General features: G+C 60.3%; 24 protein-coding genes. 20 read left to right on the top strand and 4 right to left on the bottom strand.

What is annotated here, in order from left to right; all coding sequences use genetic code 11:
• Positions 1 to 289: 289 nt before the first annotated feature.
• The gene (locus BSF40_RS02880; RefSeq protein WP_095964017.1) at positions 290 to 1,639 is read left to right on the top strand and encodes an NCS2 family permease; all 1,350 of its coding nucleotides are present in this window, start codon (positions 290 to 292) and stop codon (positions 1,637 to 1,639) included.
• Between the two features lie 72 nt (positions 1,640 to 1,711).
• On the top strand, positions 1,712 to 2,338 hold the full coding sequence (locus tag BSF40_RS02875) for a LysE family translocator (RefSeq protein ID WP_095964016.1): 627 nt from the start codon (positions 1,712 to 1,714) through the stop codon (positions 2,336 to 2,338).
• 192 nt (positions 2,339 to 2,530) lie between these two features.
• Here BSF40_RS02875 and uraH read toward each other — a convergent pair whose 3' ends face one another.
• Positions 2,531 to 2,884 carry a hydroxyisourate hydrolase gene (gene uraH / locus BSF40_RS02870; protein WP_007974925.1) on the bottom strand — a complete coding sequence of 118 codons (354 nt, stop codon included), beginning with the start codon at positions 2,882 to 2,884 and terminating at the stop codon, positions 2,531 to 2,533.
• Between the two features lie 434 nt (positions 2,885 to 3,318).
• Between uraH and puuE the strand changes: the two genes are divergently transcribed.
• From puuE to BSF40_RS02830, 9 genes are all read left to right on the top strand, one after another.
• A complete protein-coding gene (gene puuE, locus BSF40_RS02865) occupies positions 3,319 to 4,245 on the top strand; it encodes an allantoinase PuuE (protein ID WP_095964015.1) in 927 nt (308 codons plus the stop codon).
• On the top strand, positions 4,242 to 4,757 hold the full coding sequence (gene uraD / locus BSF40_RS02860) for a 2-oxo-4-hydroxy-4-carboxy-5-ureidoimidazoline decarboxylase (protein ID WP_095964014.1): 516 nt from the start codon (positions 4,242 to 4,244) through the stop codon (positions 4,755 to 4,757). Before puuE ends, uraD begins: the two co-directional genes overlap by 4 nt.
• Before the next feature lie 90 nt (positions 4,758 to 4,847).
• Positions 4,848 to 5,843: an allantoicase gene (alc, locus tag BSF40_RS02855; protein WP_007974931.1), complete on the top strand. Its 996-nt coding sequence runs from the start codon at positions 4,848 to 4,850 to the stop codon at positions 5,841 to 5,843.
• A gap of 147 nt (positions 5,844 to 5,990) precedes the next feature.
• The gene (locus tag BSF40_RS02850; protein ID WP_007960046.1) at positions 5,991 to 6,494 is read left to right on the top strand and encodes an ureidoglycolate lyase; all 504 of its coding nucleotides are present in this window, start codon (positions 5,991 to 5,993) and stop codon (positions 6,492 to 6,494) included.
• A gap of 50 nt (positions 6,495 to 6,544) precedes the next feature.
• Positions 6,545 to 7,849: a urate hydroxylase PuuD gene (locus tag BSF40_RS02845; protein ID WP_095964013.1), complete on the top strand. Its 1,305-nt coding sequence runs from the start codon at positions 6,545 to 6,547 to the stop codon at positions 7,847 to 7,849.
• Positions 7,850 to 8,042: 193 nt separating this feature from the next.
• Entirely contained in the window at positions 8,043 to 9,401 is a 1,359-nt protein-coding gene (locus tag BSF40_RS02840; protein ID WP_095964012.1) for a nucleobase:cation symporter-2 family protein, read from the top strand.
• Between the two features lie 170 nt (positions 9,402 to 9,571).
• Positions 9,572 to 10,357: an outer membrane protein OmpK gene (locus BSF40_RS02835; protein WP_095964011.1), complete on the top strand. Its 786-nt coding sequence runs from the start codon at positions 9,572 to 9,574 to the stop codon at positions 10,355 to 10,357.
• Entirely contained in the window at positions 10,357 to 10,701 is a 345-nt protein-coding gene (locus tag BSF40_RS31450; protein ID WP_141249696.1) for a hypothetical protein, read from the top strand. Before BSF40_RS02835 ends, BSF40_RS31450 begins: the two co-directional genes overlap by 1 nt.
• Positions 10,702 to 10,733: 32 nt before the next feature.
• Positions 10,734 to 11,519: an outer membrane protein OmpK gene (locus BSF40_RS02830; RefSeq protein ID WP_095964010.1), complete on the top strand. Its 786-nt coding sequence runs from the start codon at positions 10,734 to 10,736 to the stop codon at positions 11,517 to 11,519.
• Between the two features lie 98 nt (positions 11,520 to 11,617).
• On the opposite strand, the gene BSF40_RS02825 is transcribed toward BSF40_RS02830, so the two are convergent.
• Positions 11,618 to 12,772: a patatin-like phospholipase family protein gene (locus BSF40_RS02825; protein WP_095964009.1), complete on the bottom strand. Its 1,155-nt coding sequence runs from the start codon at positions 12,770 to 12,772 to the stop codon at positions 11,618 to 11,620.
• Positions 12,773 to 12,936: 164 nt separating this feature from the next.
• The gene (locus BSF40_RS02820; RefSeq protein ID WP_095964008.1) at positions 12,937 to 13,869 is read right to left on the bottom strand and encodes a lipid A biosynthesis lauroyl acyltransferase; all 933 of its coding nucleotides are present in this window, start codon (positions 13,867 to 13,869) and stop codon (positions 12,937 to 12,939) included.
• 118 nt (positions 13,870 to 13,987) lie between these two features.
• On the opposite strand from BSF40_RS02820, the gene minC reads away from it, so the two are divergent.
• From minC to BSF40_RS02790, 7 genes are all read left to right on the top strand, one after another.
• Positions 13,988 to 14,725, top strand: a complete 738-nt coding sequence (minC, locus tag BSF40_RS02815) for a septum site-determining protein MinC (protein WP_095945248.1) — start codon at positions 13,988 to 13,990, stop codon at positions 14,723 to 14,725.
• Between the two features lie 202 nt (positions 14,726 to 14,927).
• Positions 14,928 to 15,740: a septum site-determining protein MinD gene (gene minD, locus BSF40_RS02810; protein WP_007974946.1), complete on the top strand. Its 813-nt coding sequence runs from the start codon at positions 14,928 to 14,930 to the stop codon at positions 15,738 to 15,740.
• 3 nt (positions 15,741 to 15,743) lie between these two features.
• On the top strand, positions 15,744 to 15,998 hold the full coding sequence (gene minE / locus BSF40_RS02805) for a cell division topological specificity factor MinE (RefSeq protein WP_007974947.1): 255 nt from the start codon (positions 15,744 to 15,746) through the stop codon (positions 15,996 to 15,998).
• Between the two features lie 91 nt (positions 15,999 to 16,089).
• Entirely contained in the window at positions 16,090 to 16,725 is a 636-nt protein-coding gene (locus tag BSF40_RS02800) for an RluA family pseudouridine synthase (RefSeq protein ID WP_007974948.1), read from the top strand.
• Positions 16,726 to 16,934: 209 nt separating this feature from the next.
• Entirely contained in the window at positions 16,935 to 18,224 is a 1,290-nt protein-coding gene (locus tag BSF40_RS02795) for a M18 family aminopeptidase (protein WP_007974949.1), read from the top strand.
• A gap of 171 nt (positions 18,225 to 18,395) precedes the next feature.
• Positions 18,396 to 18,572, top strand: coding sequence for a hypothetical protein (locus tag BSF40_RS32660; protein ID WP_015096128.1), 177 nt, complete (start codon positions 18,396 to 18,398; stop codon positions 18,570 to 18,572).
• 78 nt (positions 18,573 to 18,650) lie between these two features.
• On the top strand, positions 18,651 to 20,804 hold the full coding sequence (locus BSF40_RS02790; protein WP_095964007.1) for a mechanosensitive ion channel family protein: 2,154 nt from the start codon (positions 18,651 to 18,653) through the stop codon (positions 20,802 to 20,804).
• A 131-nt stretch (positions 20,805 to 20,935) separates the two neighbouring features.
• On the opposite strand, the gene phnR is transcribed toward BSF40_RS02790, so the two are convergent.
• Positions 20,936 to 21,649, bottom strand: a complete 714-nt coding sequence (gene phnR, locus BSF40_RS02785; RefSeq protein WP_095964006.1) for a phosphonate utilization transcriptional regulator PhnR — start codon at positions 21,647 to 21,649, stop codon at positions 20,936 to 20,938.
• A gap of 363 nt (positions 21,650 to 22,012) precedes the next feature.
• On the opposite strand from phnR, the gene BSF40_RS02780 reads away from it, so the two are divergent.
• Positions 22,013 to 23,077 carry an ABC transporter substrate-binding protein gene (locus tag BSF40_RS02780; protein ID WP_095964005.1) on the top strand — a complete coding sequence of 355 codons (1,065 nt, stop codon included), beginning with the start codon at positions 22,013 to 22,015 and terminating at the stop codon, positions 23,075 to 23,077.
• 178 nt (positions 23,078 to 23,255) lie between these two features.
• Positions 23,256 to 24,062: an alkaline phosphatase family protein gene (locus tag BSF40_RS02775; RefSeq protein ID WP_095964004.1), complete on the top strand. Its 807-nt coding sequence runs from the start codon at positions 23,256 to 23,258 to the stop codon at positions 24,060 to 24,062.
• Positions 24,063 to 24,064: the final 2 nt, after the last annotated feature.

The raw sequence follows: 24,064 nt of genomic DNA, 5'->3' as shown, positions 1-24,064 counted from the left end.
CGCTCCCACAGTGATGGATGGTGTCCACAAATCTTGTGCCTGACCGGGTTTCCTGTGGGAGCGGGCTTGCCCGCGAAGGGGCCGGAACAGGCGATATATCCCTAAAGCCAAACTTTTCGTCGACAAAATCAAAAACATTATTTGCATTCTTTGTATACAAAAGCATAATCCACTTCGTGCGAGTTCCTGACCAAGCGGTCAACAAATTCGCAAATGCCTCAAAGGGCCGCTGCCACCCTCATGGGTCCGGCCCTGGAAATAAAAATAAAACTCTTGAGGAGTATTCGCTGTGGAAAGCCGCAAATCCGAAGCATCGACGCTGGATCTCTCGCCGCCATTACGCAATGGCTTGCTGGAGCGTCTGTTCAAACTCAGCTTGCATGGCACCACGGTGAAGACCGAGCTGATTGCCGGTCTAACAACCTTCATCACCATGGCTTACATCATTTTCGTCAACCCCAACATCATGGCCGACGCCGGGATCGATCATGGTGCGGCATTCGTCGCCACCTGTATCGCTGCCGCACTCGGTTGCCTGTTGATGGGCCTGTACGCCAACTGGCCGGTCGGCCTGGCGCCAGGCATGGGGCTCAACGCCTTCTTCACTTACACCGTAGTCGGCACCATGGGCTACAACTGGGAAACCGCCCTCGGCGCGGTGTTCGTGTCCGGTGTGTTGTTCATGATCCTGACCTTCTCGCGTATCCGCGAATGGCTGCTCAACAGCATCCCGGTCAGCCTGCGCTTCGCCATGGGCGCCGGCGTGGGTCTGTTCCTGGGGCTGATCGGCCTGAAAACCGCGGGTATCGTCGTCGATAGCCCGGCCACGCTGATCAAGCTCGGCTCCCTGCGCGAACCCGGCCCACTGCTCGCCGCCGTGTGCTTCCTGATGATCGCCATCCTCAGCTATCACAAGGTGTTCGGTGCGATCCTCATCAGCATCATCACCGTGACCCTCGCCGGTTGGGGCCTTGGGCTGGTGCACTACGAGGGCATCATGTCCGCCCCGCCGAGCCTGGCTCCGACCTGGATGGCCATGAACATCGCCGGCGTGTTCAACATCAGCATGGTCAGCGTGGTCCTGGCCTTCCTCTTCGTGCACATGTTCGACACCGCCGGCACCCTGATGGGTGTTGCCCAACGCGCCAACCTGGTAGGCGCTGACGGCAAGATCGAAAACCTCTCCCGCGCCATGAAAGCCGACAGTGCTTCCAGCGTATTCGGTGCAGTAGTCGGCGTTCCGCCGGTCACCAGCTACGTGGAAAGTGCAGCCGGTGTTGCAGCGGGTGGTCGGACTGGTCTTACCGCAGTGACCGTAGGTGTGCTATTTATTGCAGCCATGTTCTTCGCGCCGCTGGCCGGGATGATCCCTGCCTATGCAACCGCGGGTGCACTGATCTACGTAGCGATGCTGATGATGGGCGGCATGGCCCACATCGAATGGGATGAAGCGACCGACAGCATTCCGGCGATCGTTACCGCAATCATGATGCCACTGACCTTCTCGGTCGCCGACGGCATCGCGCTGGGCTTCATCACCTACGTGGCGATGAAGGCCGGTACCGGCAAGCACAAGGAAATTTCGGTGAGCCTGTGGGTGCTCTGCGCGATCTTCATCGCCAAGTTCATCTTCTTGTAAGCCACACGCGGTACACGCTTGAAAACAGCCTCACCCCGTCGGGTGGGGCTTTTGTGCAAATGGAGGAAAGTGATGAGTCTGGAAACCTGGCTGCTGTTCAGCGGCGCTGCGCTGATAGTGATCCTGATCCCGGGGCCACTGTCGTTGCTGATGATCAGCAACAGTCTGAATTACGGCCTGCGCCGCTCTTACCCGGCCTTTCTCGGCGGCGTGTCCGCATCGATCTGCCTGCTGAGTGCTTCGGCGCTGGGCCTGGGTGCGTTGTTGCTGGCGTCGGAACAGCTGTTCAGTGCCCTGAAGATACTTGGCGCCCTTTACCTGTTCTACCTCGCCTGGCAGAGCTGGCAGCAATCGCGCCTGCCTTCCCATGGCGCTGAAGTGCCACAGGCCGCGGCGGTGCCACGCTTTCGTGCGCTGTTCGGGCGTGCGTTCATGCTGGGCGCCAGCAACCCGAAGGACATCCTGTTCTTCGCCGCTTTCCTGCCGCAGTTCCTGAGTGCCGAACAGCCGTTCCTGCCGCAGCTGCTGGTGATGATCGTGACCTGGACCCTGCTCGACCTGCTGTGCAAGCTCGCCTACGGCCTCGGCGCCCATGGCGCGGCCCGGTATCTGCGCAGCGGCAAGGGGCAGAGCTGGTTCAACCGGATCAGTGCGGGGTTGTTCAGTGGTGCGGGGGCTGCGTCCCTGCTGAGCCGCTAAAGCTGTAGGAGCGAGCTTGCTCGCGATGGACGTTAACGATGACGCGGGCCATCTGAATGCCCGCGTTGTCTGGGCCTCCATCGCGAGCAAGCTCGCTCCTACAGACGAAAAAAAGCCCGCAGTGTGAGCGGGCGAAAGACCAAAGAAGCTATATGCGCAGTCGCTTCCAGGGTGCAGCTGCTGCTTGGGGGATCAGCTGCCGCGATAGGTGGAGTAGCTGTAAGGCGAAATCAACAACGGTACGTGGTAGTGATCCTGCTCGGCAGAGATGCCGAAACGCAGCACCACCACATCCAGGAAAGCCGGCTCCGGCAGCTTGACGCCGCGGGCGCGGTAGTAATCGCCGGCATGAAACTGAACCTGATAGACCCCGGTGCGGTAGTCATCGCCTTGCAGCAGCGGTGCATCGACACGGCCATCGCTGTTGGTTATCGCGCTGGCGACCAATTCCAGGTGCGACCCTTCAACGCGGTACAACTCGACCTTGATCGAGCTGCCCGGGCAACCGTGTGCTGCGTCCAAAACGTGTGTAGTCAAACGTCCCATTGATTCTGCGCGCCTGCCTGCGTGGAGCAGTCAGACTTCGCGCCTCCCGAAGTCAGTTGAAAAGGAGACCGCACCGATTCGGAGCACGAAAAGTTGCGGCGAGCGATTGATTAAGACACTTTTCAAAAAAATTGTACACAATAAAAACGACATTTTTCGCGTTATACCCCGCACCTGCACATTTACCGTCGATTTCCCGCCGAACCGCACACTCTGTGAACCCTTCATCAAATTACTGACCAGTCAGGCAGATTTCTTGCAGGCTCACGCCAATAGCAGTAAAAGATGACAGTCGGTTAAAAATGCGAAAATTCAGGCTTACAAAGTGAATATAAAGTTGTATACAATCAGCCCATCGCTGTGACGCCAGCCTGCCAACCAATCTTCAGCTGCGTCACACCAACCGTCATCATCGAACAAGAAGGAAGCCTGCAGTGAGCGCTGACTACCCACGCGACCTGGTCGGTTACGGCAGTAACCCTCCTCATCCACACTGGCCGGGCAATGCCCGCATAGCCCTGTCGTTCGTACTCAATTACGAAGAAGGCGGCGAGCGCAACATCCTGCACGGCGACAAAGAGTCCGAAGCCTTCCTCTCGGAAATGGTGTCTGCCCAGCCGCTGCAAGGCGCGCGCAACATGAGCATGGAATCGCTTTACGAGTATGGCAGCCGTGCCGGCGTGTGGCGGATCCTGAAGCTGTTCAAGGAATTCGACATTCCGCTGACCATTTTCGCCGTGGCCATGGCCGCCCAGCGTCACCCGGACGTGATCCGCGCCATGGTCGATGCCGGCCACGAGATCTGCAGCCACGGCTACCGCTGGATCGACTACCAGTACATGGACGAAAACCAGGAACGCGAGCACATGCTCGAAGCAATCCGCATCCTCACCGAAATCACCGGCGAACGCCCGCTGGGCTGGTACACCGGCCGCACCGGCCCGAACACCCGTCGCCTGGTAATGGAGGAAGGCGGTTTCCTCTACGACTGCGACACCTACGACGACGACCTGCCCTACTGGGAACCGAACAACCCGACCGGCAAGCCGCACCTGGTGATCCCGTACACCCTGGACACCAACGACATGCGCTTCACCCAGGTCCAGGGTTTCAACAAGGGCGACGACTTCTTCGAATACCTCAAGGATGCGTTCGACGTGCTTTACGCCGAAGGCGCCGAAGCACCGAAGATGCTGTCGATCGGCCTGCACTGCCGCCTGATCGGCCGTCCGGCGCGTCTGGCTTCGCTCAAGCGCTTTATCGAATACGCTAAAAGTCATGAACAGGTGTGGTTCAGCCGTCGCGTCGACATCGCGCGCCACTGGCAGCAAACCCACCCGTACCAAGGGGCCGCGAAATGAGCGCCTTTCAAACATTGAAACCCTCGACATTGAGCCGCGACGCCTTCGTCAAAGCCTTCGCCGACATCTACGAACATTCGCCATGGGTGGCCGAAAAGGCCTTCGACCTGGGCCAGGACGCTTCGATCGACGAGATCGAAACCCTGCACCAGCGCATGAGCGACATCCTGTTGAGCGCCGATCACGCCAGCCAGTTGGCTCTGATCAACGCTCACCCGGACCTGGCCGGCAAAGCCGCCGTCCAGGGCCAGTTGACCGAAGCCAGCACCCATGAACAGGCTGGCGCCGGTATTCACCAATGCACGGCCGAAGAGTTCCAGCGCTTCACCGAGCTGAACGACGCCTACAAAGCCAAGTTCAAGTTTCCCTTCATCATGGCGGTAAAAGGCAGCAACCGGCATCAGATCCTCGCAGCGTTCGAAACGCGCATCCACAACCCGGTCGACACCGAGTTCAAGTGCGCGCTGGCGCAGATCAACAAGATCGCCCTGTTCCGATTACTGACCCTATAGCAAGCCTGGCCCTCGCGAATTCAAGAACGCCGAATCCGCACAGGGCCTCGCAAGCATCCCAAGCCACTTATTTAAAGGCAGACAAGAAGAATGAAAGCTTACGCCGTACCTTTCGAGAAGTTCGTCAACCTGGCCGACGCCCGCCTGGGCACCAAAATCATCTCGGTCACCGATGACTGGTTCGCAGACGCCAACCGTCTGTTCCAACCGACCCCGGCCGTATGGAAGGAGGGCGTGTTCGATGACAACGGCAAGTGGATGGACGGCTGGGAATCGCGCCGCAAGCGCTTCGAAGGCTTCGACAGCGCCGTGATCCGCCTGGGCGTACCGGGTTCGATCAAGGGCGTCGACATCGACACTTCATTCTTCACCGGCAACTTCCCGCCATCGGCGTCCCTGGAAGCCTGCTTCCTGGCGTCGGGCGAGCCTGATGAAAACACCCAGTGGACTGAAGTGCTGTCTGCCGTGGAGCTGCAAGGCAACAGCCATCACTACCACGAAATCAGCAACGACCAGGCCTTCAGCCACCTGCGCTTCAACATCTACCCGGATGGCGGCGTGGCCCGTCTGCGTGTGTACGGCGTGCCGTTCCGCGACTGGTCGGCCATCGGCGACAACGAGCAAGTCGACCTGGCCGCGGCCCTCAACGGTGGCCGCGCCCTCGCCTGCTCCGATGAACACTTCGGCCGCATGAGCAACATCCTCAACCCGGGCCGCGGCATCAACATGGGCGACGGCTGGGAAACCGCGCGTCGCCGTACCCCGGGCAATGACTGGGTCATCGTCGCGCTGGGTCATGCCGGTGAAGTCGAGAAAGTCATCGTCGACACCCTGCACTTCAAGGGCAACTACCCAGACAGCTGCTCGATCCAGGGCGCCTTCGTGAAGGGCGGCACCGACAGCCAGATCGAAACCCAATCGCTGTTCTGGCGCGAACTGCTGCCAAGCCAGAAGCTGGAAATGCACGCCGAACACACCTTCGCCGAGCAGATCAAGGCACTGGGCCCGATCACCCACATCCGCCTGAACGTGTTCCCGGACGGTGGTGTGAGCCGCCTGCGCGTTTTAGGCAAGGTCGCGAAGTAATGCTGAGCCTGTAGGAGCGAGCTTGCTCGCGATGGTCGTCAACGAAAACGCGCCCAATCTGAATGAATGCGGTGTCTTGACGTTTTTCGCGAGCAAGCTCGCTCCTACAAAGAACCATCAATACCTAAACAGATTAAGAAGAACAGCATGCGCACACTGACGATTGAACCGCTGACCAAAGAAGCCTTCGCCCCTTTCGGTGACGTGATCGAAACCGACGGCAGCGATCACTTCATGATCAACAACGGTTCGACCATGCGCTTCCATAAACTGGCGACGGTGGAAACCGCCACGCCAGAGGACAACGCGATCATCAGCATTTTCCGCGCCGACGCGCAGGACATGCCGCTGACCGTCAGCATGCTGGAGCGTCATCCGCTGGGCAGCCAGGCTTTCATTCCGCTGCTCGGCAACCCCTTTCTGATCGTGGTCGCGCCACTTGGCGATGAACCTGTATCAGGCTTGGTCCGCGCCTTCGTCACCAACGGCAGGCAGGGCATTAATTACCATCGCGGCGTCTGGCACCACCCGGTGCTGACGATCGAAAAGCGGGATGACTTCCTGGTGGTTGATCGCAGTGGCACAGGCAATAACTGCGATGAGCATTTTTTCAAAGAGGATGAGCGTTTGATCCTCGCCCCCCACCAATAAGAGAAGGTCTGATCACTCGACAACAGAGTGACAGGCGAGAGGTAAAGACTGTGGAAGCACATCTGTTGGAATGGCTGAACCTGAGCGTGCGCTGGGTTCACATGATTACTGGCGTGGCCTGGATCGGTGCGTCGTTCTATTTCGTCTGGCTGGAAAACAACCTCAACCGGGTCAACCCGAGAACCGGCCTGGCCGGCGATTTGTGGGCGATCCACGGCGGCGGTATCTACCACCTGGAAAAATACAAACTGGCTCCACCGACCATGCCGGACAACCTGCACTGGTTCAAATGGGAAGCCTACTTCACCTGGATGTCGGGGATCGCGCTGCTGTGCGTGGTGTTCTACTCCAACCCGACGCTCTACCTGCTGGCTCCGGGCAGCACCCTGAGCGGTCCTGAAGGCGTGGCCATCGGTCTCGGCTCGCTGTTCATCGGCTGGTTCATCTACTCCTTCCTGTGCGACTCGGCCCTGGGCAAACGCCCTGCCCTGCTCGGCTTCATCCTGTTCGTGCTGATCATCGGCGCGGCCTATGGCTTCAGCAAGGTGTTCAGCGGTCGCGGTGCGTACCTGCACGTCGGCGCGATCATCGGCACCATCATGGTCGGCAACGTGTTCCGCATCATCATGCCGGCACAGCGCGCACTGGTGGCGGCGATCGCCGAGAACCGCACGCCGGATCCGGCCCTGCCGGCCAAAGGCCTGCTGCGTTCGCGTCACAACAACTACTTCACCTTGCCGGTGCTGTTCATCATGATCAGCAACCACTTCCCGAGCACCTACGGCAGCCAGTACAACTGGTTGATCCTGGCCGGGATCGCGGTACTGGCGGTGTTGGTGCGTCACTACTTCAACACCCGTCATGACAGCCACAAGTTTGCCTGGACCCTGCCGGTGGCAGCGGTGGGCATGATCTGCCTGGCCTATGTGTCCGGTCCGAAGCCGATGTCCAGCGCCCCTGAAGTGGCCAACGCTCCAGCGAAAATCGAATACCAGCCGCTACCGGAAACCGCAGTGGGCGGTGGTTTGAAACCCGCCGAAGCCAAACCTGCAGAAACGCCAGCCGCCGCTCCGGCGCAAGCGTCCAACGCCGGCCCTGGCTTTGACAAAGTGCACAGCGTGATTCAGGAACGTTGCACGGTCTGCCACTCGGCCAAGCCCACCAGTCCGCTGTTCAGTGCAGCACCGGCAGGTGTGATGCTGGACACTCCCGAGCAAATCCGCCAGAACGCACCGCGGATCCAGGCGCAAGCCGTCACCAGCCAGATCATGCCACTGGGCAACATCACCCAGATGACCCAGCAGGAACGCGACCTGATCGGTGCCTGGATTGTGCAGGGAGCCCAGACCAATTAATCGCTGAACGCTTCGCGAGCAGGCTCGCTCCCACATGGACACCATCAATCCCTGTGGGAGCGGGCTTGCTCGCGAAAGCGTCGGGTCAGTCAACAACGATGTTGAATGTTATGGCCTCTTCGCGAGCAAGCCCGCTCCCACAGGTTTGCCTGACACACAAAATCACAAGAATAAAAAAGATCCGAGGTGTTGCATGTCCGAGCTATCCGCAGCGCGCATCCCCGACGCACCCGCCATTCAGCGTTTGCCCCTCTTGCAACTGATCCTGGTCGGTTTGCAACATGTTCTGCTGATGTACGGTGGCGCCATCGCGGTGCCGCTGATCATCGGACAGGCCGCTGGCCTGAGTCGTGAAGAAATCGCCTTTCTGATCAATGCCGACCTGCTGGTGGCCGGTATTGCCACCATCGTCCAGTCCCTCGGCATCGGCCCCATGGGCATTCGCATGCCGGTGATGATGGGGGCCAGTTTCGCCGCCGTCGGCAGCATGGTCGCCATGGCCGGCATGCCTGGTATCGGCCTGCAGGGGATCTTCGGCGCGACCATCGCCGCCGGTTTCTTCGGCATGCTCATCGCGCCATTCATGTCCAAAGTCGTGCGCTTCTTCCCTCCTCTGGTGACCGGCACGGTCATCACCTCGATCGGTTTGTCGCTGTTCCCCGTGGCCGTGAACTGGGCTGGCGGCGGTGCCAGCGCCGCTCAATTCGGCTCGCCGATCTACCTGGCCATCGCCGCCCTGGTGCTGGGCACCATCCTGTTGGTGCACCGTTTCATGCGCGGCTTCTGGGTCAATATTTCCGTGCTGATCGGCATGTGCCTGGGCTATGTGCTCTGCGGCCTGCTCGGCATGGTCGACCTCAGCGGCATGGCGCAGGCGCCATGGCTGCAATTCGTCACCCCACTGCACTTCGGCATGCCGAAATTCGAACTCGCACCGATCCTGTCGATGTGCCTGGTGGTGGTGATCATTTTCGTCGAGTCCACCGGGATGTTTCTTGCGCTGGGCAAGATCACCGGCCAGGAAGTCAGCCCACGGATGCTGCGTCGCGGTTTGCTGTGCGATGCCGGCGCCTCGTTCTTCGCCGGGTTCTTCAACACCTTCACCCACTCCTCCTTTGCCCAGAACATCGGCCTGGTGCAGATGACCGGTGTGCGCTGCCGCTCCGTGACCATCGTCGCCGGCGGTTTGCTGATCGTCCTGAGCCTGCTCCCCAAGGCCGCGTTCCTGGTGGCCTCGATCCCGCCGGCCGTCCTGGGCGGCGCAGCGATTGCGATGTTCGGCATGGTCGCCGCCACCGGGATCAAGATTCTCCAGGAAGCCGATATCGGTGATCGTCGCAACCAATTGCTGGTGGCGGTGAGCATCGGCATGGGCCTGATCCCGGTGGTGCGCCCGGAGTTTTTCGCCCACCTGCCCGTGTGGATGAGTCCGATCACCCACAGCGGCATCGCCATGGCCACCCTCAGCGCGCTGACGCTGAACCTGCTGTTCAACATCCTTGGCGGTGCCGAACGCGCGGCCATCAACGACTGCCACGCTCACCAACATTGACTGAATAGGCACTGCCCCCCTGTAGGAGCGAGCTTGCTCGCGATGAACGCAAGAACACCGCGTTTATCCAGCTAACACGCGTAATCGTTAGCGACCATCGCGAGCAAGCTCGCTCCTACAGGGGCAAGGGCTGCCTGCGCCTCAAAAATAAAAACAAGAGGGAGCAACAGATGATTCGGACACAAACCAACCTGCTGTTGGGTGCTGGCCTGCTGGCTGCGAGTCAGGCCATGGCCGGCGATTTACTGCTGTGGCAGACCAACAGCCTGAGCTATCTGTACGGCAAGGATTTCGTGGTCAACCCATCAATCCAGCAGACGATAACCTTCGAGCACGCCGACCGCTGGAAGTACGGCGACAACTTCATGTTCATCGACAGCACCTACTACAACGGCGAGAAAGACCGGAACAAAGGCGTCCACGCCTACTACGGCGAGTTCAGCCCGCGCCTCTCCCTGGGCAAGATCCTCGACCGTCGCTTCGAATTCGGCCCGATCAAGGACGTGCTGCTGGCCATGACCTACGAGAACGGCGAAGACGACACCGAGGCCTACCTGATCGGCCCCGGATTCGACCTCGCGGTACCGGGCTTCAATTTTTTCACCTTGAACTTCTATTACCGCCAGACCGAAGGCTCGCGTCCCGGCGACGATGTCTGGCAGATCTCGCCGGCCTGGTCCTTCACCCTGCCATTGGGCAACTCGAACCTGTTGATCGACGGCTACATGGACTGGGTCGTGGATAACGACCAGAACGCCCATGGCACCTATCACGCCAACCTGCACTTCAACCCGCAGATCAAGTACGACCTGGGCAAGGCCCTGGGCTGGCGGGAGAAACAGGTGTACGTCGGCGCTGAATACAGCTACTGGAAAGACAAATACGGCATCGAAAACAGCGGCAAATTCGACACCAATGAAAACACCACCAGCCTGCTGGTGAAGGTGCATTTCTGATGCTGCCCCGCAACCGTGCGCCAAACCTGTCGTCGGTGCGCCGTTGCGGAGCACTTGAGACCTGGCCGAGGAGTCAGTATTCTCCGCGGCCGCCCGAATCCGGTTTAAAAAAAAGCCCGGATGTAAAACCTGACCAGCAGGCCAACTTATCCCGGCGCTGGCAGGCACCAAGGCACTCCACCCCCCCTCTCAATCGACCGCTTTTGAGCCGTCGAGCGGGAGTTTTTTTGCTTTTTGAAAGCCTTGGCTCAGCTCTTGCTATCAGCACAAAGCTGACCGACTGGATGATTTTTTACCGCTACGGAAAAAGGCGCCACACCAGAGCGTCGACCTTAAAAAAATAACGTGGAACCACCTACTTTTTGGGAGCAACCGAATGAAACGTACGTGCACTAGCCTGATGCTGGCGGGATCGATGCTGGCCGGGGGCCAGGCCATGGCCGGCGATTTGCTGCAGTGGCAGAACAACAGCCTGACCTACCTGTATGGCAAGGATTTCCAGGTCAACCCGCGCATCCAGCAGACGGTGACCTTCGAACACGCCGATGGCTGGAAGTACGGTGACAACTTCTTCTTCATCGACAAGATCTTCTACAACGGCAAGGAAGACCACTTCGCGGGTGAAAACACCCACTATGGCGAGCTCAGCCCGCGCCTGTCGTTCAACAAGATCTTCGACCAGAAGTTCGAGTTAGGCCCGATCAAGGACGTCCTGCTGGCCATGACCTACGAGTTCGGTGAAGACGACACCGAGTCGTACCTGATCGGTCCGGGTTTCGACCTGGCCATCCCGGGCTTCGACTACTTCCAGTTGAACTTCTACAACCGTCACACCGAAGGCGACCGCCCGGGCGACAACATCTGGCAGGTCTCGCCGGTCTGGTCCTACACCATCCCGGTGGGTGACTCGGACGTGCTGATCGACGGCTTCATGGACTGGGTCGTCGACAACGATGTCAACAGCAAAGGCGAGTACCACGCCAACCTGCACTTCAATCCGCAGGTCAAATACGACCTGGGCAAGGCGCTGAACCTGGGTGCCAAGCAGCTGTACGTCGGTGTCGAGTATGACTACTGGAAAAACAAGTACGGGATTGAAGACAGCCAGGGCTTCAAGACGGATCAGAGCGTGACCAGCTTCCTGGTCAAGGTTCACTTCTGATCTTGTAGGAGCGAGCTTGCTCGCGATGGACTAGAGAGCGCCACGGGGTGTCAGGCTCCCAGCGTCATCGTTAACGTCCATCGCGAGCAAGCTCGCTCCTACAGTAAGCCGAGAAACCGGCACAACTCCCCGCGCTTGGCCAACGCATCGCTGCGCCCCAACTCGATCAACTCGCTGCAATACCCCGACTCGAACAGCAGGTAGCTCAGTACCCCTGCCCCGCTGGTCTTGGTCGCGCCCGGCCCGCGTAAAAACAGGCGCAATGCCGGCGGCAACTCCTGACGATGTCGCGCGGCAATCTCATCGATCGGCTGGCTCGGTGAAATCACCAGCACGTCCACCGGCGCCACGCCCAATGCGCGGGTCGGTGTGCCATCAGGCATCAGGTGACTGAACTGGTTCAGGCGCTGCAACAGTTCGATGTCACTTTCCAGGCTGTCAATGAACGTACTGTTGAGCATGTGCCCGCCGATCTGCGCCAGGGTCGGTTGCTGCCCGGTGTAGCTGCGCTGCAAGGGTTGTTGCGGGTCGATACCGCGGGGGTTGCCGCTGACGCCCACCACCAGCACCCGACTGGCGCCCAGATGCAGCGCCGGGCTGATCGGCGCCGACTGACGCACCGCGCCATCACCGAAATACTCTTCGCCGATTTTCACCGGGGCGAACAGCAGTGGAATCGCCGAACTGGCGAGCAAGTGTTCAACCGACAGTCGGGTGGGAACGCCGATGCGTCGATGGCGCAACCAGGCATCGATCTTGCCGCCGCCCTGATAAAAGGTGACGGCCTGGCCGGACTCATAGCCGAACGCCGTGACCGCCACCGCATGCAATTGCTTCTGTGCGATCGCTTCGGCGATGCCCCCCATATGCAGCTTGTCGTTGAGCAGATCCCGCAGCGGCGAACTGTTGAGCAGCGCCACCGGAACCTGGGAACCGATGCCGAGCAAACTATGGCTGACAAAGCGAGTGGCCTGGCGAATGACCCCGGGCCAGTCACTGCGCAATACCAGAGGGCTGCGAAAGCCCTGCCAGAAGGCCGTCAGGCGCTGGATGGCATGACGAAAGTCCATTGCCCCGCTGGCGAGGCTGACGGCGTTGATCGCGCCTGCCGAAGTGCCGACGATCACCGGAAACGGATTGCTCGCCCCCGGCGGCAGCAATTCGGCAATCGCCGCCAGCACCCCGACCTGATAAGCCGCCCGAGCCCCGCCGCCGGAAAGAATCAACCCTGTAACCGGTTCAGCTGGACTCATGCACAACTCTCCATGGTGCTTGATGGGATTTCGTTGTTTCGACCTGTTCCCTTGTGGGAGCGAGCTTGCTCGCGATGGACGTTAACGATGACGCTGGGAGCCTGACGCCCCGTGGCGCCCTTTGGTCCATCGCGAGCAGGCTCGCTCCTACAGGGGATCGGGGTTCAACGGCGTTTGGCGTACAGCTTCGGCTCGCCCGGTGGACGGCTCTTGAAGCGGCGGTGGGCCCACAGGTATTGCTCGGGATATTGGCGCAGGACGCCTTCGATCCATTGGTTGATGCGAATGCAGTCTTCTTCCTCGGTTTCACCGGGGAAGCCTTCGAGCGGCGCATGGATCACCAGGCGATAACCGCTGCCGTCCGCCAGACGCTCCTGGGTGAACGGCACCACCAGTGCCTTGCCCAGCCGCGCAAACTTGCTCGTGGCGGTGACGGTCGCCGCCTGAATGCCGAACAGCGGCACGAAGATGCTTTGCTTGGCGCCGTAGTCCTGATCCGGCGCGTACCAGATCGCGCGGCCCGAGCGCAGCAATTTGAGCATGCCGCGCACGTCTTCACGCTCTATCGCCAGCGAATCGAGGTTGTGCCGCTCGCGGCCCTGGCGCTGGATGTAGTCGAACAGCGGATTCTTGTGCTCGCGGTACATGCCGTCGATGGTGTGCTGCTGACCGAGCAACGCCGCGCCGATTTCCAGCGTGGTGAAGTGCAGCGCCATCAGGATCACGCCTTTGCCTTCGCGCTGGGCCTGCTGCAGATACTCCAGCCCTTCAACGTGAGCGAGACTCGCCAGGCGCTTGCGCGACCACCACCAGCTCATCGCCATCTCAAAAAATGCGATGCCGGTGGAGGCGAAGTTTTCCTTGAGCAGGCGTTTGCGTTCGGCGGCGGTTTTTTCCGGAAAACACAGTTCCAGGTTGCGCTTGGCAATGCGCCGTCTGTCGCAGGCCACGCGATACATCAATGCGCCCAATGCTCGACCGATCCACAGCAGTGCCGGATACGGTAACTGGACGATGAGCCACAACAGCCCCAGGCCACACCACAGCGGCCAGAAACGTGGAGATAGAAATGCTTTTCGAAAACGCGGGCGGTCCATTAATGCTTCCGGAATGACAATGGCCGCGCATTCTACATCGTTCGACCCGGCTTGCGGCCTGCGGGCGTTCTCGTTATAAGTCTCGGCACTTTTAGTGACAAGTCGTTGTATGCCGACCATGAGCCAAACCGAACCGCTAGACCAAGATCCCGTGTTCCAGTTGAAGGGCAGCATGCTGGCCATTACGGTGCTGGAACTGGCCCGTAACGACCTCGAAAGCCTTGATCGGCAACTGGCCGCCAAGGTCGCCCAGGCGCCCAACTTCTTCAGCAATGCGCCGCTGGTACTGGCCCTGGACAAACTCCCGGCCAGCGAAGGCGCGGTCGATCTGCCAGGTCTGATGCGCGTTTGCCGCCAGCATGGCCTGCGCACCCTGGCGATCCGCGCCAGCCGCATCGAAGACATCGCCGCCGCCATTGCGGTCGACCTGCCGGTGCTGCCACCGTCCGGTGCCCGGGAGCGTCCACTGGACCTGACCGAAGGCGAACCGAAGAAAAAACCGGAAAAACCGCCTGAACCGACCATCAAACCGACAAAAATCATCACCTCGCCAGTACGTGGTGGCCAGCAGATTTATGCCCAGGGCTGCGATCTGGTGGTGATCTCCTCGGTCAGCCCGGGGGCGGAACTTCTCGCCGATGGCAACATCCATGTATACGGCCCGATGCGGGGTCGCGTGTTGGCCGGCGTCAAGGGCGACACCAAGGCGCGGATTTTCTGTCAGCAAATGAGTGCTGAACTGATTTCCATTGCCGGACATTACAAGGTTTCCGAAGATCTGCGCCGCGATCCTCTGTGGGGTTCGGGTGTGCAGGTCAGCCTGTCCGGCGACGTGTTGAACATCATTCGGCTTTAACGGATACTGCCGCATTTTCCAAGCATCTCTAAAACATAGCGAAAACGGCTCAAACGAAGTAGGAAAAAGGCCGAAAGCAGTGTTTACCGGGGGTAAGCGCCGCTCAAAACCGGATTCCAGCCAAGGCTGTCCGACTGCAGTAGTTTTTCAGGAGATGTTTTTCAGGGGCTGAAAAGTCCTTTTTCCTTAGGGGTGAAACACCTTGGCCAAGATTCTCGTGGTTACATCCGGCAAGGGTGGTGTGGGTAAGACCACCACCAGCGCCGCTATCGGTACCGGCCTCGCTCTGCGCGGCCACAAAACAGTGATCGTCGACTTCGACGTGGGCTTGCGTAACCTCGACCTGATCATGGGTTGCGAGCGCCGCGTGGTGTATGACTTCGTCAACGTGGTCAACGGCGAAGCCAACCTGCAACAGGCCCTGATCAAAGACAAGCGCCTGGAAAACCTCTACGTGCTGGCCGCCAGCCAGACCCGCGACAAAGACGCGCTGACCGTCGAAGGCGTGGAAAAAGTCCTGATGCAACTCAAGGAAGACTTTGAGTTCGTGGTCTGCGATTCCCCGGCGGGCATCGAGAAAGGCGCCCACCTGGCCATGTACTTCGCCGATGAAGCGATCGTCGTGACCAACCCGGAAGTGTCCTCGGTACGTGACTCCGACCGCATGCTCGGCCTGCTGGCCAGCAAGTCCCGTCGTGCCGAACGCGGCGAAGACCCGATCAAGGAACACCTGCTGATTACCCGTTACCACCCGGAGCGTGTGAGCAAAGGCGAAATGCTCGGCGTAGAAGACGTCAAGGAAATCCTTTCGGTGACCCTGCTCGGCGTGATCCCTGAATCCCAGGCGGTGCTCAAGGCATCCAACCAGGGTGTTCCGGTGATTCTCGACGACCAGAGCGATGCCGGCCAGGCCTACAGCGATACCGTTGACCGCCTGCTGGGCAAGACCGTGGATCATCGATTCCTTGATGTACAGAAGAAGGGATTCTTCGAGCGCCTGTTTGGAGGCAACTAAGCAATGAACCTTTTTGACTTCTTTCGTGCCAACAAAAAGCAAAGCACCGCGTCGGTAGCGAAAGAGCGTCTACAGATCATCGTGGCGCACGAACGCGGCCAACGCAGCACCCCGGACTACCTGCCGGCCTTGCAGAAGGAACTGGTCGAGGTGATCCGCAAGTACGTCAATATCGGGTCCGATGACGTGCACGTCGCACTGGAAAGCCAGGGCAGCTGCTCGATTCTGGAACTCAACATCACCCTGCCTGATCGCTGAGTCGATCCGCCAGGAGCCACGGCGGCTCAGGCCCCTTCTGCAACCGGAAGGGGCCTGAGCCGCCGTTGGCGTTTGTTACGAGGCTGTTTTAATGCCGTTGTCCAACATCCACATCATCCATCAGGACGCTGCCGTACTGGTGGTGAACAAGCCGACCCTGTTGCTCTCTGTCCCTGGCCGGGCCGATGACAACAAGGACTGCCTGATTACCCGCCTGCAGGAAAACGGCTACCCGGAAGCGCGAATCGTCCATCGGCTGGACTGGGAAACGTCCGGCATCATCCTGCTGGCCCGCGACCCGGATACCCATCGCGAGCTGTCCCGGCAATTTCACGACCGCGAAACCGAAAAGGCCTACACCGCCCTGTGCTGGGGTCAGCCGGAACTGGACAGCGGCAGCATCGACCTGCCCTTGCGCTACGACCCGCCAACCAAGCCGCGGCATGTGGTCGATCATGAATTCGGCAAACATGCGCTGACCTTCTGGCGTGTGCTGGAGCGTTGCGGCGACTGGTGCCGCGTTGAGCTGACACCGATTACCGGCCGCTCCCACCAGTTGCGCGTGCACATGCTTTCGATCGGTCATCCGCTGTTGGGCGACGGGCTCTATGCCCACGAGCAGGCGCTGGCGGCCTGGCCGCGCCTGTGCCTGCATGCGAGCATGCTGACCTTCACCCATCCCCAGACCGGCGAGCGCCTGCGCTTCGAGTGCCCGGCACCGTTCTGAACGCAACGCACTCCCCCCTGTAGGAGCGAGCTTGCTCGCGATGGTCGTCAACGATAACGCGGGAAGCCTGGCGCCCTGCGGTGTTCTTGGGACCATCGCGAGCAAGCCCGCTCCTACAGGGCGGGGCGGGGCGCCACTCCACCCGCACACCACCGCCAATTCCCTGACCAATACGTTAAACTGGCGCCACTGCTGTCTGGAGCTACTTTATGCGCGAAGAGTTGAACCAAGGCCTGATCGATTTCCTCAAGGCCTCCCCTACCCCGTTCCATGCCACCGCCAGCCTTGTTCAGCGCCTGGAAGCGGCGGGCTATCAACGCCTCGACGAGCGCGAGCCGTGGAATACCGAAGCCAACGGCCGCTACTACGTCACCCGCAATGACTCTTCGATTGTCGCGATCAAAATGGGCCGCCATTCGCCGCTGCACGGCGGCATTCGCCTGGTCGGCGCCCACACCGACAGCCCGTGCCTGCGCGTCAAGCCGCAACCGGAGCTGCAGCGCCAGGGTTTCTGGCAGCTGGGTGTCGAAGTCTATGGAGGCGCACTGCTGGCACCGTGGTTCGACCGCGACCTGTCCCTGGCCGGCCGCGTGACCTTCCGGCGTGACGGCAAGGTCGAGAGCCAGTTGATCGACTTCAAGGCCCCGGTCGCGATCATTCCGAACCTGGCGATTCACCTCAACCGCGAAGCCAACATGGGCTGGGCCATCAACGCCCAGACCGAACTGCCACCGATCCTCGCGCAATTCGCCGGTGACGAGCGCGTGGACTTTCGCGCAGTGCTCACCGACCAACTGGCCCGCGAACATGGCCTGAATGCCGACGTGGTGCTCGATTACGAGCTGAGTTTCTACGACACCCAAAGCGCTGCGGTCATCGGTCTGCATGGCGACTTCATCGCCGGCGCGCGCCTGGACAACCTGCTGTCGTGCTACGCCGGCCTGCAAGCGCTGCTGACGGCCGACACCGACGAAACCTGCGTGCTGGTCTGCAACGACCACGAAGAAGTCGGTTCCTGCTCGGCCTGCGGTGCCGACGGCCCGATGCTTGAGCAAACCCTGCGTCGCCTGCTGCCTGAAGGTGATGAATTCGTACGCACCATTCAGAAATCCCTGCTGGTTTCGGCTGACAACGCCCACGGCGTGCATCCGAACTACGCCGACAAGCACGATGCCAACCACGGCCCGAAACTCAACGCCGGCCCGGTGATCAAGGTCAACAGCAACCAGCGCTACGCCACCAACAGCGAAACCGCCGGGTTCTTCCGTCATCTGTGCATGGCTGAAGAAGTGCCGGTGCAAAGTTTCGTGGTGCGCAGCGACATGGGCTGCGGCTCGACCATCGGCCCGATCACCGCCAGCCACCTGGGCGTGCGCACCGTGGACATCGGCCTGCCGACATTCGCCATGCACTCGATCCGCGAACTGTGCGGCAGCCACGACCTGGCGCACCTGGTCAAGGTACTGAGCGCGTTCTACGCCTGCCGCGAATTGCCGTAAACCCTGTAGGAGCGAGCTTGCTCGCGATGGACGTGAACGGTCATGCGTGCTTACTGGATAAACGCGGCGCCCTGAAATCCATCGCGAGCAAGCTCGCTCCTACACACACATCACGCCGGCCGCGTCAAAAGCGGCCTAGACTTCAAGTATCCCTTCGACAAGGCTGTCTCCATGATCTCGATGTCCTCCTTTCACGCCATGCTGATCCCGATTCTTGCCGGGATGCTCCTGCTGGCCGTCGGTTTCAACTTTCGCGACAAAAATGCCGGTGTGTTCGCCATGTGGATCGGCATGCTGACCATCCTCGCGACCGTGGTGATCAAGATCCTCGCCAAACTCAACGAATAATTCATCGCCCTTGGCTCGCATTGATTTTGACGGGCTCGTACACTCGGTCGATCCGCTCCTTGCGAGGTTGACCGCCTAGTGTTCGCTCGTCTTTTTGCCCTTCCGTATTTTTTCCTTGCCTGCCTGATGCTGCTGCCAGTGGCACCTGCCCAGGCGGCCGGCCTGCCAAGCCTGCTCGGCGGCCAGGCCAAGGCACAGCCCGAAGCACAGGAACCGCTGGGGCAGTCCCTGGACGAAGTGATCAAGTCACTGGAAAACGATCAGCAACGCACCCAGCTGCTGGCCGATCTGAAAAGGCTGCGTGACACCACCAAACAGGCCCAGCCGATTACCGAAGAAGGCGTGCTGGGCCTGATTGGCGGAACCCTGGCCACGATCGAAAAGAAATTTTCCGGCGACGACAGTCCGCTCACGCGCTGGTCCAGCGAGTTCGACCAGGCCCAGGAAGAGTTGATGGCCCTGGCGCTGCCGGCCAATGAATGGCTGCCGATGCTCTTGGCGTTCGCCATGATCCTGATGGTCTGGAGCCTGCTGGCCGCCGCGCTGATCTGGATCAGCCACCGCGTGCGCATGCGTTTCGGCCTGACTGAAGAACTGCCGCAGCACCCCCGTGCCCTGGACATGTTGCGCTTTGCCTTGCGCAAGCTCGGGCCATGGCTGATCGCCCTGGTGATCACGATCTACATGAGCTATGCCCTGCCCTCGTCCCTGGGCAAAAGCCTGGCCATGGTGCTGGCCTATGCATTGGTCGTCGGCACCTGCTTCTCGGCCATCTGCGTGATTGCCTTTTCCCTGCTCGACGGCCCACACCGCCACCGCGCCTTGTACATTCTGCGGCACCAGGCGTTTCGACCGCTGTGGCTGATCGGCAGTTTCGCCGCGTTTGGCGAAGCACTGAGCGATCCAAAACTGGTCGCCAGCCTCGGCAGTCATCTGGCCCATACGGCAGCCACGATTGCCAACGTCCTGGCAGCCTTGTTCACTGCGCGGTTCATCTTGCGTTTCCGCCGCCCGATCGCCCACCTGATCCGCAACCAGCCGCTGTCCCGACGCCTGACCCGCCGCGCCCTCAACGACACTCTGTCGATTCTCGGCACCTTCTGGTACGTGCCGGCGCTGGTGCTGGTGGCCATTTCCCTGTTCGCGACCTTCATTTCCGCCGGCGACACCAGCACGGCCCTGCGCCAGTCGCTGATCTGCACCGTGTTGCTGGTGTTGTGCATGGTCATCAACGGCCTGGTACGCCGCCACGCCCTCAAGCCCCAGCGCGGCATCCGGCGTTACGCCGTGTATTCGGAACGGTTGAAGAATTTCTTCTACACAATCCTCCACCTGTTGGTGTGGCTGGCCTTTATCGAGCTCGGCCTGCGGGTCTGGGGCATGTCCTTGATCCGCTTTACCGAAGGCGACGGCCACGAAGTCAGCGTCAAGCTGTTCAGCCTCGCCGGCACGCTGCTGTTCGCCTGGTTGATCTGGATTCTCAGCGACACCGCCGTTCACCACGCACTGACCCGCTCACGCAAAGGCCTGGCCAATGCCCGCGCGCAGACGATGATGCCGCTGATTCGCAACGTGCTGTTCGTGGCCATTTTCATTGTCGCGCTGATCGTTGCCCTGGCGAACATGGGCATGAACGTCACGCCCCTGCTGGCCGGTGCCGGTGTGATCGGTCTGGCCATCGGCTTTGGTGCGCAGTCGCTGGTGGCCGACCTGATTACCGGGTTGTTCATCATCATCGAAGACTCCCTGGCCATCGACGACTACGTGGATGTCGGCGGCCACCTCGGTACGGTCGAAGGCCTGACCATCCGCACCGTGCGCCTGCGGGACATCGACGGCATCGTCCACACCATTCCGTTCAGTGAAATCAAAAGTATCAAGAACTACTCCCGGGAATTCGGCTACGCGATCTTCCGGGTCGCGGTGCCGGCCAACATGGACATCGACAACGCCATCAAACTGATGCGCGAAGTCGGCCAGAAAATGCGCACCGATCCGTTGCAGCGGCGCAATATCTGGTCACCGCTGGAGTTCCAGGGGGTGGAAAGTTTCGAGTCGGGCAACGCGATCCTGCGCGCCCGCTTCAAGACCGCGCCGATCAAGCAGTGGGAAGTGTCGCGAGCGTTCAACCTGTCACTCAAGCGGCACATGGATGAAGCCGGACTGGATCTGGCGACACCACGGATGAGCATTCAGGTAATGACCACCGGTGGTGGCCCGCAGAATGAATAGCCCCTGTAGGAGCGAGCTTGCTCCGGGCGGCGTTCCGACGATGAACTCAAGAACACCGCGTTTTGCCAGTAAACACGCGTAATCGTTAACGACCATCGCGAGCAAGCTCGCTCCTACAGGAAGGTCGGACGCTAGACAACATCCACACCGACATGAATCGCATCATGCCGCCAGAACTCCAGGTCACAGTCGATCAGGCGTTCATGCTGGTCATAATTGACGCGGGCAATCCGTAAGCCCGGGCTACCCGCCGACACCTTCAACGCCGCCGCCGCATCCACCGACAACGCCGTGGGCACAATCTCGAAGCGCACCCGCCCGTAGTGCAAGTCGTAATGCCGCGAATACAACTCGGTGATCGACTGATTCAAATCGAAATCGAGGATGCCCGGAAAGTACTGCGGGTTCAGATAGTGCTCCACATACAGCACCAGCCGCCCGTCGATCCGCCGTGAGCGGCAGATCTGGATCACGCTCGACAGCGCCGGCAATTGCAGCCAGGCACAAACGGCCGCCGACGCCGGTTGCAATCGCGCAGAAATCACCTCGGTGGACGGTACCCGCCCCTGGGCACTGACCATCGCGTGAAAGTGGCTGCGCTGCATCAGGTTGTACGCCAGGCGTGGCGGCGAGACGAACCAGCCACGACGCTCCTCGCGGTAGATTTGCCCCTGCGACTCCAACTGCAACAACGCCTCACGCAAAGTGATCCGCGTGGTGCCGAACAATTCACTGAGCTTGCGCTCGGCCGGCAATTTGCTGCCAGGGGTCAACAGTCCGTGGTCGATCTGCTCCTGAAGCACCTGACCGATGGCTGTTACCGCTTTTGTTGCCTCTTCACGCATCAACGTTTCCTTTCTGGACTAGACCAGCACCAAATCAGGGCAGAACCGCCGCGCAAACCGGCTCATTCAATAGTCTGCAAGCGTAGGCAGCGTAGATGACCGAGATGTGACAAAGCTGCCCAACGGTCGCCATTCTGCGAGCTCAAAAACCTGCAATTCATCGGCCAAGTCCCTTGCCAGCCGAGGCCTTGACCATGGTCTACGCTTATCAGGCCAGTCGCGATACCGCTGAACAAAAAGTCCTCCAGGGCGACGAGCGACATCAAAGTGTCATCCAGCCCCCTTAAATTGGCTCAGGTATTGCTGACCTAGACCAACACAAACCGCAATCGCAGCGTTGAACACGACCCAAGGAGCTTCGGAATGAAAAAGCTTTTCCTGGCATCACTGTTAGGCTCGACCATCGCAATGTGCACTGCCGCCATGGCGGCCGATGATTTGAAAACCCTGGAAGCCGCTGCGAAAGCGGAAGGCGCCGTCAACAGCGTCGGTATGCCCGATGACTGGGCCAACTGGGCCGGCACCTGGAAAGACCTGAGCGACAAATACGGCCTCAAGCACATCGACACCGACATGAGTTCGGCCCAGGAAATCGCCAAGTTCGCCGCGGAGAAAGACAACGCCAGCGCCGACATCGGCGACGTCGGTGCAGCGTTCGGCCCGATCGCGGTCAAGCAAGGCGTGGTCCAGCCCTACAAGCCTTCCACCTGGGATCAGGTGCCAGCCTGGGCCAAGGACAAGGACGGCAACTGGGCACTGGCCTACACCGGCACCATCGCCTTCATCGTCAACAAGAAGTTGCTGCACGGCTCCGAAGCCCCGACCAAATGGGCTGACCTCAAGAACGGCAAATACAAGGTGTCCATCGGTGACGTGAGCACCGCGGCCCAGGCAGCCAACGGCGTACTGGCCGCGGCACTGGCCAACGGTGGCGACGAGAAAAACCTCAAGCCCGCCCTGGATCTGTTCGCCGACATCGCCAAGCAAGGTCGCCTGTCGATGTCCAACCCGACGATTGCCACCATGGAAAAAGGCGAAATCGAAGTCGGCGTGGTCTGGGACTTCAACGGCCTGAGCTACAAGGCCAAGATGGCCAACCCGGATGACTACGTGGTGCTGATCCCGTCCGACGGCTCGGTGATTTCCGGTTACACCACCATCATCAACAAGTACGCGAAAAACCCGAACGCCGCCAAGCTGACCCGCGAATACATCTTCAGCGACGCCGGCCAGATCAACCTGGCCAAGGGCAACGCCCGCCCGATCCGTGCCGAGCACATCACACTGCCGGCCGACGTGAAGGCCAAGCTGCTGCCTAATGAGCAGTACAAGAAAGTGACGCCGATCAAAGACGCGGATGCGTGGGAAAAGACCTCCAAGGCCCTTCCTCAGAAGTGGCAGGAAGAAGTCATCATCAATATGCAATAACCGGGAAGATCCCCATTTCGGGATCTGATGGTGATCCAAATGTGGGAGCGGGCTTGCTCGCGAAAGCGGACTGACATTCAGCATCGATGTCGACTGACACACCGCTTTCGCGAGCAAGCCCGCTCCCACAGTGGATCGAGTGAGCTTCGAATATCTGTAACACGGAGTTTTTGCCCCTATGAAGCACAACGTCATCCTTGTGGTGCTCGACGGCCTCAACTACGAGGTCGCCCGTCACGCCATGGGGCACCTGCAGGCGTACGTCGGTGCAGGACGTGCGGCACTCTACAAACTGGAGTGCGAGTTGCCGGCCCTGTCCCGCCCGCTGTACGAATGCATCCTGACCGGCGTTGCGCCCATCGACAGCGGTATCGTCCACAACAACGTTTCGCGCCTGTCCAACCAGCGCAGCATCTATCACTACGCTACCGACGCAGGTCTTGTCACCGCCGCGGCGGCCTATCACTGGGTCAGCGAACTGTACAACCGTTCGCCCTTCGTGGCGGCACGGGACCGCCACACCGATGACCCGCAACTGCCGATCCAGCATGGACATTTCTACTGGAACGATCACTACCCCGATTCGCACCTGTTCGCCGACGCCGAAAACCTGCGCCAGCGCCATGCGCCGCACTTCCTGCTGATCCACCCGATGAACATCGACGACGCCGGGCACAAGCACGGCCTCGACACCCCGCAATACCGCAACAGTGCCCGCTCGGCCGACATCATCCTGGCCGACTACCTGCAAGGCTGGCTCGATGCCGGCTATCAGGTGCTGGTCACCGCCGACCACGGCATGAACAACGACCGCTCCCACAACGGCCTGCTGCCGGAAGAACGTGAGGTGCCGTTGTTCGTTCTCGGCGACGCATTCACCTTCGACGCCGGTGCAGCGCCGAAACAGACCGAGATCTGCGGCACCGTCTGCGAGTTGCTGGGCGCGCCCCACGACAAACCGGTTTGCCGGGAGCTGCTCAAGTGAAT

Origin of the sequence: Pseudomonas sp. ACN5 (genome assembly GCF_002303975.1) — a bacterium.
In the GTDB taxonomy this organism is placed as follows: Bacteria; Pseudomonadota; Gammaproteobacteria; order Pseudomonadales; family Pseudomonadaceae; genus Aquipseudomonas; species Aquipseudomonas laurylsulfatiphila.
This window is presented reverse-complemented; position numbering and strand designations above follow the sequence as displayed.

Bases quoted from the DNA above. Each gene is read 5' to 3' on its own strand.
- BSF40_RS02875 (WP_095964016.1), top strand. From the start codon at position 1,712: ATGAGTCTGGAAACCTGGCTGCTGTTCAGCGGCGCTGCGCTGATAGTG.
- uraH (WP_007974925.1), bottom strand. From the start codon at position 2,884: ATGGGACGTTTGACTACACACGTTTTGGACGCAGCACACGGTTGCCCG.
- uraD (WP_095964014.1), top strand. From the start codon at position 4,242: ATGAGCGCCTTTCAAACATTGAAACCCTCGACATTGAGCCGCGACGCC.
- alc (WP_007974931.1), top strand. From the start codon at position 4,848: ATGAAAGCTTACGCCGTACCTTTCGAGAAGTTCGTCAACCTGGCCGAC.
- BSF40_RS02850 (WP_007960046.1), top strand. From the start codon at position 5,991: ATGCGCACACTGACGATTGAACCGCTGACCAAAGAAGCCTTCGCCCCT.
- BSF40_RS02840 (WP_095964012.1), top strand. From the start codon at position 8,043: ATGTCCGAGCTATCCGCAGCGCGCATCCCCGACGCACCCGCCATTCAG.
- BSF40_RS02835 (WP_095964011.1), top strand. From the start codon at position 9,572: ATGATTCGGACACAAACCAACCTGCTGTTGGGTGCTGGCCTGCTGGCT.
- BSF40_RS31450 (WP_141249696.1), top strand. From the start codon at position 10,357: ATGCTGCCCCGCAACCGTGCGCCAAACCTGTCGTCGGTGCGCCGTTGC.
- BSF40_RS02830 (WP_095964010.1), top strand. From the start codon at position 10,734: ATGAAACGTACGTGCACTAGCCTGATGCTGGCGGGATCGATGCTGGCC.
- BSF40_RS02825 (WP_095964009.1), bottom strand. From the start codon at position 12,772: ATGAGTCCAGCTGAACCGGTTACAGGGTTGATTCTTTCCGGCGGCGGG.
- BSF40_RS02820 (WP_095964008.1), bottom strand. From the start codon at position 13,869: ATGGACCGCCCGCGTTTTCGAAAAGCATTTCTATCTCCACGTTTCTGG.
- minC (WP_095945248.1), top strand. From the start codon at position 13,988: ATGAGCCAAACCGAACCGCTAGACCAAGATCCCGTGTTCCAGTTGAAG.
- minE (WP_007974947.1), top strand. From the start codon at position 15,744: ATGAACCTTTTTGACTTCTTTCGTGCCAACAAAAAGCAAAGCACCGCG.
- BSF40_RS02800 (WP_007974948.1), top strand. From the start codon at position 16,090: ATGCCGTTGTCCAACATCCACATCATCCATCAGGACGCTGCCGTACTG.
- BSF40_RS02795 (WP_007974949.1), top strand. From the start codon at position 16,935: ATGCGCGAAGAGTTGAACCAAGGCCTGATCGATTTCCTCAAGGCCTCC.
- BSF40_RS32660 (WP_015096128.1), top strand. From the start codon at position 18,396: ATGATCTCGATGTCCTCCTTTCACGCCATGCTGATCCCGATTCTTGCC.
- phnR (WP_095964006.1), bottom strand. From the start codon at position 21,649: ATGCGTGAAGAGGCAACAAAAGCGGTAACAGCCATCGGTCAGGTGCTT.
- BSF40_RS02780 (WP_095964005.1), top strand. From the start codon at position 22,013: ATGAAAAAGCTTTTCCTGGCATCACTGTTAGGCTCGACCATCGCAATG.
- BSF40_RS02775 (WP_095964004.1), top strand. From the start codon at position 23,256: ATGAAGCACAACGTCATCCTTGTGGTGCTCGACGGCCTCAACTACGAG.